Genomic DNA, 12,551 nt, shown 5'->3' with positions numbered 1-12,551 from the left:
AATACAAAACCCGGGTTAGTGATAACGCCGGGTTTTTTGTTGCCCCGAAACGGCTGATTCAGGCCTGAAAATTTACATTTCCTGGTGTTTTTCTGTTTGTTGGGATATAGATGCGATGAATTTGATTGAACAGACGCGATGTGTTTGATTGCAGGGATGCGATATTCATTATTGTAGGGATGCGATATTTTGAATGTAGGGATGCGATATTTTTGATTGTAGAGACGCGATGCATCGCGTCTCTACAAATTGGCAGGAAATTGCAATTGCAATCAATAAAACCTTTTTAACCTGTCGGGGTTGATGTTTTTACCGTTTAACCCGATTTATCTTAAATGGGTTTTGTTTGTTCCTTCAGGAAATTTTTCAATTCATCATTTACCATTGGTGCAAGTTCATTGTAAACCCATTGGTGGTATTTGTTCAGCCATTCAATTTCTTCCTGATTCAGCAAACTTTTATCGATGGCTTTGGCATCGATGGGGCAAAGTGTTAAGGTATCGAACCGGAGGAAATCTCCAAATTCGGTCGTTTCATCTTTCACACAAACCATCATATTTTCAGTACGCAAACCATATTCTCCCAACCGGTAAAATGCAGGTTCGTTCGATAGTACCATTCCGGCTTCAATCACCCGGTCGTTAAACTCCTGTCGGATGCTCATCGGTCCTTCGTGTACATTCAGGAAATAGCCCACACCGTGCCCGGTTCCGTGTCCGTAGTTCATTCCGTGTTGCCACATGTCTTTCCGCGCCAGAATGTCTAAATGATAACCTCGCGTGTTCACCGGAAACTTCGCGTTGGTCAGCGAAATCATTCCTTTCAGCGTAATCGTGAAGTCGCTCTTTTGTCTGGCTGTTAATTCACCCAAAGCAATGGTTCGGGTGGTGTCGGTTGTTCCGTCGAGGTATTGTCCTCCCGAATCGAAAAGCAAAAAGCCATCCTTCTCAACCGGTAAAGCATTGTCTTCGGCAACATGGAAATGCACAATGGCGCCATGTTCTTTGTATCCAACAATCGGGTAGAAGCTGATGCCTTTAAATCCGGCTTGTTTCGCCCTGAGTTCGTTCAGTTTCTCAGCAACGGTATATTCGGTAACCGGAATTTTTCCCAGGTTGTTTTCAATCCAGTATAAGAATTCGAGCAGCGCAACGCCGTCTTTTCGCATCGCCTGGCGGATGTGATTAATTTCGCCCTGCGACTTAATGGCTTTTAACCGACACGGAATGGATAATCCTTCGACGACCAAACATTGCTCCGGAATGTTTTTCCGGATAGCCTGATTCGTGCGATCGCTGTCGATCCATACCCGGGTGTGTGCAGGCAATTGCTGAAGAGCAACTGTTATTTCTTCGTAGCCTTTGATTTGAATTCCTTCTGATTCGAGTTTTGCTTTTAGCTCTGTCGAAATTTTTTGCGGGTTAACGAAAAGCGTCGTTTCTTTTGCTGAAACAATGGCATACGACATAAACACCGGATTGCACTCCACATCGGTGCCGCGAAGGTTAAACGTCCAGGCCAGATCGTCGAGTGCCGTAATAATCTGCATGTCGGCGCCCGTTTTTTTAAGTTCGGCACAAATAACTTCTATTTTTTCGTTTCGGCTGGTGCAGGCGTATTTCAGTTCATGCTCAAATACCGGCGAATCGGGTAGGGCAGGACGGTTGTTCCAGATTGCATCAAGCAAATCGCCCGTTTCTTTCAGGGTAATTCCTGAAGCCGCCAAACTACTTTGCATGGCCGCAAACTGACTGATTGAAACGCTCCATTCATCAATCCCTGCAACAGCTCCTTTTTGAAGGTTCATCCTGATCCATTGGTCAGGCTCGGGATGACCGGGCGTACGCATTTTAACCAAATCGATTCCGGTTCCGGCCAATTGTTCTTCGGCCTGAAGAAAATAGCGCGAGTCGGTCCAGAGAGCGGCTTTATCGAGACTCACAACCACCATTCCGGCCGAACCTGTGAATCCGGCGATAAATGCACGGGTTTGCCAGCGTTCGGGCAGGTATTCGCTCATGTGCGGGTCGGTGCCGAAAATAACATACGCACTCAAACCTTTTTCCTGCATTTTGGCGCGCAGGTCGCCGATTCTGTTTCTAATAAGTTCCTTCACGTTGTATCAGTTCTTTGATGATGTTTTTCATCGAAATGGATGGTAGTTCCTCCAGATCAATATCATGCGGGTTATAAAATTCGAACGACGAGACATCGTCCATGGCTGTCATTTGGTGAATGCTTTCGGTTTGGGCCAGAAAGGCCAGATCGAGTGTAAAAACGGAAAATCCGGAGAAAACATATTCGTTCGGATACGAACAAAAGTATTTCAGCGAATGAATCTCAATGCCTAATTCTTCCTGAATTTCGCGCTTTGCGGCATGTTCGGCCGTTTCAAGCGGCTCAATAAAACCTCCGGGCAAATCCAGTTTCCCGAGATGAGGTTCAATGGCTCGGCGGGTAAATAGTAATTCGCCTTTTTCGTTAAACAGCAAAACTGCCACCGCTGCTGACGAGTTAGCGTAATAATTAAAAGAGCAATCGCTGCATTTAAAAGAGCGGTCGCCTGTTGCCGCGAAATGCGCCGATCCGCAACGCGGACAAAACTTCAAAACATTAACCGGGTGAGTGGATGAATACATAGAGAAGAATAAAAGTGACTAAAGTTGAAAAAGAAGTTGGGAGTGAGCTAGAGTGTGGAGTGCCTAAAGTTTTAGCAACTCCGAACTCTAGCTCACTCTAGGCACTCCGAACTTTCTTCTATTTCGTGATTCCCTGAGCTTTCATCCACTGGGCGAACAGGTTTGGCCACTGGTCAACCGGAATGTTTTTCTTTCTCATTCCAAAACCGTGTCCGCCGTCGCGGAAAATGTGCATTTCGGCCGGTATTTTATATTTTTTCAGCGCCATGTAAAACTCGATGGAGTTGCGGGGCGGAACCCCTCCATCGTCATCGGCTAAAACCAGGAATGTCGGCGGAGTTTGGGCTGTAGCATGCAGTTCGTTCGAATATTTTTCAACCAGTTCCCATTTGTTTCCGGCGCCAATCAAATTTGTACGCGAACCCATATGCCCAAATTCTTCGTTGAATGTGATTACCGGATACAATAAAAGCATAAAATCGGGTCTGCAACTGAATTTTTCAAGAGGGTCCGATGAATCAGGTTTTCCCAAATCAAATCGTGTTCCGGCAGTTGAGGCCAAATGACCACCTGCAGAAGAACCTGCAATACCGATTTTAGCCGGATTGATTCCCCATTCGGCAGCTTTTTGCCTTACAATGCGCAAAGCGCGTTGAGCATCTTCCAATGGAATCTGATCGTGACCATTTGGAAGGCGATATTTCAGAACAATACCGGCAACCCCTTGAGATGCCAGCCATTCGGCCATATCATATCCTTCGTGGTCCATGGCTTCCATGGCATAACCACCGCCCGGACAAATCACCACGGCCGCGCCTGTATTAATTCCTATTTTGGGTAAATACACATAAATTTCGGCCTCCGAAACATTGCGTACGCGTTTGCCATCAAAAACTTCTTCAGGTGTTGTCAATCCGTTGCTGTCGGGTGCACCGTTTGGCCATACTTTAAGTTTAAAATCTTGAGCCATAGTTGTAAAGCTAATAATGACCAATGTGAAAAATGCGATTGTGGTTCTCATATGAATTAAGATTTAGCGCCAACAAAATAGTGATCCTTGTCGGCAAAAAGAATATTGAATGTTGTTAATGAGCCGTATATGCGTGTAATGTATTGCTGCATGTTCACTTTTTCTTCGTCGGTTAACACCGGGTGGCTGTTAATGTTTTGTTCCAGCACCCGAAGCCGGTCGCGCAACATCACAATTTTGTGAAAGAAATTCTCAATAGGTATTTCCTTTGGTTTGAGCGAAAGGTTTGCCGGTTGCAAAAGCATATTTCCGCCCATCCATTTTTCTCCTAACGGAACGATTTCCTGAAGTGCACTTTGTTCTTCCAATACGAAACGCAATACCTTCTCAACTTCGTTCAACGTCAGCGAATTTTTTGGCTTTTCTTCTGGCGCTTCAATGACTTCCAGATCTTCATTCCGTTTCGTGATTTCCATTTTTCCACCTCGCTCAAAGAATATCTCGTACGAGGTTATTTTATTTTTACTGACAATTCCTTCTCCATAGCGCGGATGATCAACACGGGTTCCAACTGCGAGTTCTTCCATTTCTGAGTCGTTTTTTAGGTTCGTAACGGGTTCTAAAAGTACAAATTTATGCTGAACAGTCTTTTGAGCGTGTTAAAAATTTACTTGATTCTGCTGTGAATACCGATAACTGATAAAATCGTTTATTTTTGCGCTATGTTTTTAACGTTGATAGCAAAAGGGATTTTGATTGGTTTGTTGGTTTCCATACCATTGGGACCAATTGGTGTTTTGGTCATCCAGCGAACGGTGAATAAAAGTCGCATGGCAGGCCTTTTATCCGGAATGGGGGCGGCATTGTCTGATACCGTTTATGCAATCATTGCAGGGTTTAGCCTTACTTTTGTGATCGATTTTATTCGTGCGCACGAAATGATGTTTCAGGTCGTCGGAGCGGTAGTTGTTTTGATCCTTGGGGTTCATATCTTTTTTTCGAATCCGGTAAAAGATATTCGTCGCAATCGCCTTCGTGGAAACACCCATTTCCAGGATATTATTTCGAGTTTCCTGGTCACTTTTTCAAATCCATTAACCGTATTTGTCTTCCTGGCCGTGTTTACCAGTTCGGGCGTGGCCGTTAGCCTCGAACAACCTTACCATTCTTTCTTTGTGATACTTGGAATTCTTACTGGAGCTTTTCTCTGGTGGTTTTCGTTGTCGGGTATTGTCAGTTTGTTCAGGCATAAAATTAACCTGAGGATTCTTTGGTGGATCAATAAAACCGCCGGAGCGATCATTATTCTCTTTGTGCTTATAACTGCGATCGTTGTTGCACAAAAAGGATTGGGTAGTTAAAAACAGGAAAAGGTCACTAGTCAATCGGAAAGTAGTTAATCATGTTTTCTAATGACGCTTTCCTAATGACTTTTTACCAATGACATTTTCCTAGCGTTTTTCATTGAAAATCTGTGTCAATTTGTCGATAAAGAATTTAGGTGCAGCAAATGGTTTATTGGTTAGCGAATTGAAAAATACTAAAACGACTTCTCCCGAATTAATTAACTCGCCAACTTCATTGTAAATCTCGGTTTTAATCGGAAATTTCACTTTCGGGATGGTATCTATAATTGTTCTGATGGTTAGCAAGTCATCGTAATAAGCCGATTTCAGGTAGTTTATTTTCAGGCTTCTGGCTGGTAGCATGATATTCATCTCTTCCATTTGCTTGTAGGTAAAGCCCAAATCGCGAATCATTTCGGTGCGGCCTATTTCGTAATACCGGGGGTAGTTGCCGTAATAAACAACACCCATCTGGTCAGTATCTTCGTAATAAACCCTGACTTTCGTTTCAGTAACAATCATGTTTTCAGAATTGCGTGAGTTATTTGAATGGCGAATTGGGTTCTTTGGCCATGTGGCTGTACGTTAATTTATCGAGCAACGCAGGGAAGAACTTTCCCAGAAATACGGTTAGCTTTCCTTCGGTAAAAGTGAGGATTAATTCGCGTTTGCGTTTTCCAATGGCACGAACAATGTGTCTGGCGCATTCTTCGGACGACATCATTTTGCTTTCGTCGCGAGGCGTTTCACCTTGTTGCGAACCATCGTTTGTCAAAGCTGCTTTTCTTACTTCAGAAGCAGTAAATCCTGGAGCAGCAACCAATACATGAAGTCCCTTTTTTAGGTTTTCGATGCGTACGGTATCCAAAAATCCGCGAATAGCAAATTTCGAGGCTGAATAGCCTGTCCTTCCCGGAAGTCCGACATATCCGGCAATTGAAATAACTCCAACCAGACTTCCTTTGGTCTTCAATAGATGAGGCAAAGCGAATTTGCTGCAATAAACTGTTCCGTAGAAATTCACATCCATCAATTGGCGGATAACCTTGGTGTCAACTTCTTCAAAAAGAGCTCGCATCGAAATGCCCGCATTGTTGATCAGTATATCAATCTGTCCAAAATGCTTGACGGTCCCGTCGATCAAATTGCGGCAATCGTCTTCGCTGCTTACATCCGTTTTGACAATTAATATTTCGGTTTCATGAAGTTCTTGCCTCAATTGTTCCAGAAGTTCAGTTCGGCGAGCACCCAACGATAATCGTGCACCTTTAGCTGCGAATTCTTTAGCCAATGCACGGCCAATACCTGAAGATGCGCCGGTAATAACAACAACTTTGTTTTTCACGAAAGAGATTTGAATAAATTTGAAAAACAAAATTAGTTTAAATTTCTAAGTAAGTGAATCGGATAACTAACAATCGTATGTTTATAAATTCGCTATCTTTTTTCGGATTAATTAGCAGATCGATTTGCAAAAAAGAAAATAGCGGTTACCTTTGCAGCGCTTTATCAATAAGGTAAGGCACATGAGGATGACTCAGTAGCTCAGCAGGTAGAGCACATCCCTTTTAAGGATGGGGTCCTGGGTTCGAATCCCAGCTGGGTCACTAAAAATTGAATCAAAACAAGCTAAAAGCCTTCAAATTAAATGATTTGGAGGCTTTCTTTATTGGTTTGACTAGCAAAATGAAGTAAAAAATCACAAAATAGAAGAGACTTCTCAATCTAAACGTATTGCTGTATATTGTTGATTTTAAACTTGTTGTTGTTTTTATATCAAGAGTTCAAAGTCATGAGCCTTGAATTCAAATCTGCTTATTTGAATTCAAATTAAATGTGAATTTTGAAAATTTAGTAATTACATTGCCAGAGGTTTGAGTGAGATCGGCGGTCATGGCGCTGCAATGTTTCCGATCGCCTGTATTTATCCTTGTCCTTTGATTAAGCGGTATACTGAACTTTCTAAAACATATTTCCAACAATTGTCGGTGTATAACCATGTTATTTTGCATGCGTAGAGCTTTCTGCGGGTGATCCAATGCTAGTTCGGGAGTGAGTTATTTTTCAGATTCGGGAATTTGATTCCAGAACTGCTTTTTGGTAAACGGCTTTTGTGCTAGGCCACCGTAACGCAAGCCCTCATACAAATTATAGATCAAATTTTGAAATAGCGTACAGATAGGTTTGTCGTTAAGTTTAGCTTTTCTTTTTTGGTTCAAAACCTAGGAGCTAAAGTTGTTGGATGGTCTTTCATAATAAGTCTGAAAATATTTTACTTTTATTCCCTGAATATCTAAAACATTTTTGGATGGATATGAAATATCATGAGAAGGAGCTTTTCTTATTTGAAGAAATGAAGAAGGGGAAAGAATATGCTTTCGACTTCTTTTTCAACTACTACTATCCTGGATTGTGTGTCTATGCCCAAAAAATGATTTCTCTTCAGGAAGAGGAAGCAAGAGATATTGTTCAGGATGTTTTCGTTAAGTTTTGGAAAAATCGACAGGAACTAAACATCCAGTTTTCCATCCGGTCATATCTGTTTATTGCCGTAAAAAATAAATGTTTCGATTTGCTTCGGAAGAAAAACAGAAGTATCAGGACTCAAGAAATCACGGTTCAAAATGACAGCAGCGATGAATCATTTGAAACATATGTCTTTGCTGAACTCGAAGCTCTTTTTAATAATAGCCTTAGCAAGCTCCCTGAAAGATGTCGTGAGATTTTTGAGCTAAGCAGATTACATGGAATGAAAAACCGTGAGATTGCTGAAAAATTGAATTTATCTGAAAAAACAGTAGAAAATCAGATGACCAAAGCACTCCATATTCTAAGAGTCGAATTAAAGGATTACTTGCCATTACTGGCTCTTTTCGAATTTTTTCACTTTCTCCGATAGTTCCGATTGCTTTACTTCAGATATTTTCTGAACTTGCATGGGGGGTAATTCAAAAAATTACGTCTTAGGTAATGTAAATACGAAAGCAAAGTGGAAGATAAAAACTACATATATCATTTAATTGCACTGGAATTTTCCAATGAAATGGATAGTGCACAGCAACACGAGCTGCAATCCTGGCTCAAATTATCTTCAGAAAACGTAGCAGAATACAATGAAATAATAAAAGTCCTGACGTATTATGACGCGCTGGATGCCATGAAGAAGATAGATGTTAGCCACGATTTGCTTCTGGTCAAGAAAAAGCTGAATAAGCATTCCAACAAAAATACATTCGTGATGAATTTTCAGAAAGTGGCAGCTATTCTTCTATTACCACTTCTCATTTACACAGCCTGGAATATCTCAAAACCTTCAACGTTTTCTAAAAAGGTTAGCCTGATGAAAACTTCGGAAACTACCTTTGGTGTCCGCTCACAAATTCAGTTGAGCGACGGAACTAAAGTATGGATTAATTCGGGTAGTAAGTTGACCTATCCGGATGAATTCACCGGCAAGGTGCGGGAAGTTAAATTGGAGGGAGAAGCATACTTTCAAGTCGAATCAGACAAAGAGCATCCCTTTTACGTTGATCTGAACGGATGTAAAGTTAAAGCTACCGGAACACGTTTTAATATATCTAACTATAAGGAAGATAATGAGATAACCACTTATTTGGAACACGGCAAGGTTTCGCTTTTGTCAGCAGTTAGTAAAGATTCGAACAAATCGGTTCAATTGAATGAAAATGAAATAATTGTATATCAAAAAGCAGATAAACAGTACCATATAACCAATGCCGACGGGAAAAAATACATTGGATGGATCGACGGAGCTTTGATTTTTAAGAACGACGACACCAATGATGTGGCAGCTCGTTTAGGGCGTTGGTTTAATGCCGAAATTATTTTCGACGAGGAAGTTTTAAAAAGTGATTATGTGTTCACTGCAACATTTAAACACGAATCGCTTGAAGAAGCACTTCGACTATTATCATACAGTACGCCAATTACATATAAAATACTTTCGGGATCTAAGCAAGACGATTCCTCTTTTAGTAAGCGCAAAGTTTTAATCTCAAAAAAATAGGTATATGGTATAAACTCAAAAACTAACAATTAAAAAAGGGAAGCTGGTAACTTCCCTTCTGTTCAATCCTGTTTGCATCAGGATCTAAATAAAGTATAAACTTATTAACTACAAACTTATGAAAAAAAAACATTCCCTTCAATGGGAGGCGGATACTTATGTCCCGCTAAAAAAAATTATTAGAAAGATGAAAATAACTTTATTTGTTGTTTTATTCTCTGCTATTCAGATTTTTGCAACTGGCGTTTATTCGCAAAATGCAAAATTTAACTTCAAAAAGGAAAACGCATCGATTGAGAATATCTTAAGTGCAATCGAAGATCAGTCTGATTTTTATTTTTTGTACAACGGGAAGCTTGTTGATGTCGCTCAGAAAGTAACTGTTTCTGTAGAAAATCAAAGTATTGAAAACACTTTAAAAGAGCTTTTCAGGGGTACAAATATTTCCTACAAGATTATTGATCGTCAGGTTGTTCTTACTCCTTCTGATAATGGTAATGTTGGAAACAACCAGCAGCAACCTAAGGTAGTTTCAGGAAAGGTCACCGATTCAACCGGAGCTTCATTGCCGGGTGTAACCGTGGTTGTTAAAGGCACGACCCAAGGTATGATTACGGACATGGATGGAAACTACAATATTCCTAATGTTCCTGCTAATGCAACTCTTGCTTTTTCCTTTGTTGGAATGAAATCACAGGAAATTGCTGTTTCATCGAAATCAAGTATCAATGTGGTGATGATTGAAGAATCAATTGGGCTCGACGAAGTTGTGGCTGTAGGTTATGGAACACAATCAAAAAAGAGCGTAACCGGTTCTATTCAGTCAGTCGGTACTGACGAGCTTGCCGATATACCAGTGACAACAGCTGCCCAAAAACTTCAGGGAAAACTTTCCGGTGTTCAAATTAATCAAACCACTGGTAGACCTGGACAGGGAATGTCTATTCGTGTTCGTGGACAAGCTTCGCTAACAGCTGGAAACAGTCCTTTATACGTTGTTGACGGATTCCCTATTAATGGAGACATCAGTTCTTTAAATCCAAACGAAATCGAAAATATCTCTGTGCTGAAGGACGCATCATCAGCCGCTTTGTATGGATCAAGAGCTGCTAATGGAGTTATTCTGGTTACTACCAAAAAAGGTGGTAGGGGAGAAAAGACCTCAATTAACTTTGCTGCCAATTATGGACTGCAGCAAGTTCCACAAAAAGGACGTCCGGAAATGATGAATGCTACGGAATATGCACAATTCAGAAAAGATTATTATGACGATTTGAAACGTCCGGTACCCACTGTTTGGCAAAATCCGGCTCAATACGGCGAGGGCACAAATTTTTACGATGAAATGCTGCGAACTGCGCCAACTATGGACTATAGTCTAAGTTTTAGTAGTTCAAACAAAAGATCGAGTACCACTGCAGTTTTAGGTTATTTGAATCAGGACGGTGTTGTAATTAATTCTAATTATCAAAGATTTTCGTTACGCATTAATTCTGAATTTGATGTATCTGATAAAGTTAAGACAGGGTTTAGCTTAGCTCCAACTTATTCTGATGATAATATGCCAGATACCGATGGTATTGCCTGGGCTGGTTTTGTAGGAAGAGGTGGTTTGCTTGCCAATGCATTGACTACTTGGCCGATTTTTAATCCATATGATACAGAGGGAAATCTCAAAAATAACTTTTTCGAACCAGTGACCGTTAACGCACAGGCAAACCCGATATGGAATGCGAAAGTAATCACAAATAAAACAAAAAGCATGCGCCTGTTATCAAATGCTTTTGCCCAATATTCGCCAATTGAGGGATTAGTGCTTAAAACCACTATCAATATGGAATACTTCAGCACTAAGTATCAGAACGTAACACCTTCAACTGTAGGAGCTTATACGCCTTCTGTTGCAAGTGCCTCTATCAGCAATTCAGGATATTTGTCGTGGTTGAACGAAAATACAGCGACTTATAAAAACTCTTTTGGTGGCCATAATCTTGATTTATTGGGTGGTGCAACAATTCAGCGATTTATCTCTGAAAGCGCCGGCATTGCATACAATGGATTTACCGATGATCGGGTTCCAACAATTTCGGCAGCTCCCAATATTGTTCGTAATGCTAATACAGCTAACGATGTTCAGGAATGGAGTATGATGTCTTATTTGTCAAGGGTAAATTACAATTATCAAAACAGATACCTTCTCTCTCTAGCATTAAGGGCAGACGGCTCTTCAAGATTTGGTAAAGATAACAGATGGGGTTATTTCCCTTCAGCTTCTTTGGGATGGATAGCTTCGGATGAGGCGTTTATGAAAAGATTTGAAAAACTTTCTTTATTGAAATTACGTGGTTCTTTTGGTGTTGTTGGAAATAACAGTATCGGTAATTATACCCAATATGCTACTGTAAATGCCGGTGCAACTGCCAATAATGCTATTTTCGGGCCTACAGTATACAGTGGTGCTGTTCAAGCGTCTTTGCCTAATTCAAATCTCACATGGGAGAAAACAAAAGAATTTGACTTTGGTTTTGACGCAGGCTTCTTTAAAAACAGAATTAATTTAAGCTATGACTATTATACCAGAAGGACAACAAGCTTGCTTTATGGTGTCTCTGTAGCACAGGAGTCAGGGTATAGTTCTTTTATGGCTAATATCGGTGAACTTAAGTTCTGGGGGCATGAATTCTTGCTGAGCACTAAAAACCTGGTTGGCAAATTTTCCTGGGAGACTTCCTTCAATATAGCATTTACAGACAATAAAGTTATGGCTCTTTCAGGAGGAATCGACAGAATTTACAGCAGTCTTTTTAGCTCAAACATTACCAAAGTTGGTGGAAAAATTGGGATGATCTATGGAATGGTATGGGATGGAGTTTATGATAATCAGGCAGAGTTTGACAGTAGCCCAAAAGCTATTTTGTCAGAAGTCGGAACAATTAAGTATAAGGATGTAGGTGGTGGTGCAAATGGTGCACCAGATGGAAGAATTACGAACGGTGGAGATAATGATGACCGTACCATAATTGGCGATCCAACTCCAAAGTTTACTTATGGAATGACAAATACTTTTTCGTACAAAAACGTTGATTTATCAGTTGTTTTGGCTGGTGCATATGGTAATAAAATTATCGTATGGAATGATCAGTCGTTAGCGAATCTTGATGGCAACTTTAATGTATATAAGGAATTAAAAGACAGATGGCGTTCTCCTGAAAATCCAGGAGCTGGAAAATATGGAAAATCTACATCAGGAACATCCAATGAACGTGACTGGGTTAGTTCAAGATTTTTGAGCGACGGTAGCTATCTTGCTATTAAGAATGTGACATTAGGATACTCAATACCAACAAAGAAAGTGTTCACTAATTTAAGAGTGTTTATGAGTGTACAACAGTTATACACTTTTACTAAGTACAGAGGAGCCAATCCTGAATCGGGGAACAGTTTTACACAAAATGGTTCTACCAGTGCCTTGACTCTTGGTAGCGATTTTGCAAGCTTTCCGATTCCAAGGACAGTTTCTTTTGGTTTGAATATTGGTTTCTAATTACTAACAAATAAGAATCATTAAA

The 12,551-nt window shown here is 40.6% G+C and carries 10 protein-coding genes and 1 tRNA gene; 5 read left to right on the top strand and 6 right to left on the bottom strand.

The genetic code is table 11. The features are described 5' to 3' along the window. Positions 1-331 precede the first annotated feature (331 nt). From AQPE_RS03215 to AQPE_RS03200, 4 genes are all read right to left on the bottom strand, one after another. On the bottom strand, positions 332-2,116 hold the full coding sequence (locus AQPE_RS03215) for an aminopeptidase P family protein (protein WP_318349608.1): 1,785 nt from the start codon (positions 2,114-2,116) through the stop codon (positions 332-334). Then, complete coding sequence (locus AQPE_RS03210) at positions 2,100-2,639, bottom strand: NUDIX domain-containing protein (RefSeq protein WP_318349607.1); 540 nt, start codon at positions 2,637-2,639, stop codon at positions 2,100-2,102. The genes AQPE_RS03215 and AQPE_RS03210 overlap by 17 nt, the downstream gene beginning before the upstream one ends. Before the next feature lie 118 nt (positions 2,640-2,757). Then, on the bottom strand, positions 2,758-3,660 hold the full coding sequence (locus AQPE_RS03205) for an alpha/beta hydrolase (RefSeq protein ID WP_318349606.1): 903 nt from the start codon (positions 3,658-3,660) through the stop codon (positions 2,758-2,760). Between the two features lie 5 nt (positions 3,661-3,665). Further along, positions 3,666-4,196, bottom strand: a complete 531-nt coding sequence (locus AQPE_RS03200; protein WP_318349605.1) for a hypothetical protein — start codon at positions 4,194-4,196, stop codon at positions 3,666-3,668. 135 nt (positions 4,197-4,331) lie between these two features. Between AQPE_RS03200 and AQPE_RS03195 the strand changes: the two genes are divergently transcribed. Then, positions 4,332-4,970, top strand: coding sequence for a LysE family translocator (locus tag AQPE_RS03195; RefSeq protein WP_318349604.1), 639 nt, complete (start codon positions 4,332-4,334; stop codon positions 4,968-4,970). A 90-nt stretch (positions 4,971-5,060) separates the two neighbouring features. Here the strand turns inward: AQPE_RS03195 and AQPE_RS03190 are convergent, their stop codons facing one another. Continuing rightward, positions 5,061-5,477 (bottom strand): acyl-CoA thioesterase, encoded by a 417-nt coding sequence (locus AQPE_RS03190; RefSeq protein WP_318349603.1) that lies wholly within the window; start codon positions 5,475-5,477, stop codon positions 5,061-5,063. A 19-nt stretch (positions 5,478-5,496) separates the two neighbouring features. Continuing rightward, on the bottom strand, positions 5,497-6,300 hold the full coding sequence (locus AQPE_RS03185; protein WP_318349602.1) for an SDR family oxidoreductase: 804 nt from the start codon (positions 6,298-6,300) through the stop codon (positions 5,497-5,499). Between the two features lie 189 nt (positions 6,301-6,489). On the opposite strand from AQPE_RS03185, the gene AQPE_RS03180 reads away from it, so the two are divergent. From AQPE_RS03180 to AQPE_RS03165, 4 genes are all read left to right on the top strand, one after another. Then, a tRNA-Lys gene (locus AQPE_RS03180) sits at positions 6,490-6,562 on the top strand. 701 nt (positions 6,563-7,263) lie between these two features. Beyond that, a complete protein-coding gene (locus AQPE_RS03175; protein WP_318349601.1) occupies positions 7,264-7,854 on the top strand; it encodes an RNA polymerase sigma-70 factor in 591 nt (196 codons plus the stop codon). A 90-nt stretch (positions 7,855-7,944) separates the two neighbouring features. After that, on the top strand, positions 7,945-8,982 hold the full coding sequence (locus AQPE_RS03170) for a FecR family protein (RefSeq protein ID WP_318349600.1): 1,038 nt from the start codon (positions 7,945-7,947) through the stop codon (positions 8,980-8,982). A gap of 187 nt (positions 8,983-9,169) precedes the next feature. Next, positions 9,170-12,526, top strand: a complete 3,357-nt coding sequence (locus tag AQPE_RS03165) for a TonB-dependent receptor (protein WP_318349599.1) — start codon at positions 9,170-9,172, stop codon at positions 12,524-12,526. The last annotated feature ends 25 nt before the right edge of the window (positions 12,527-12,551 follow it).

It is taken from the genome of Aquipluma nitroreducens, assembly GCF_009689585.1.
Classification (GTDB): domain Bacteria; phylum Bacteroidota; class Bacteroidia; order Bacteroidales; family Prolixibacteraceae; genus Aquipluma; species Aquipluma nitroreducens.
Note: the sequence above shows the minus strand (reverse complement) of the source record. Positions and strands in the feature narration are given on the sequence as shown.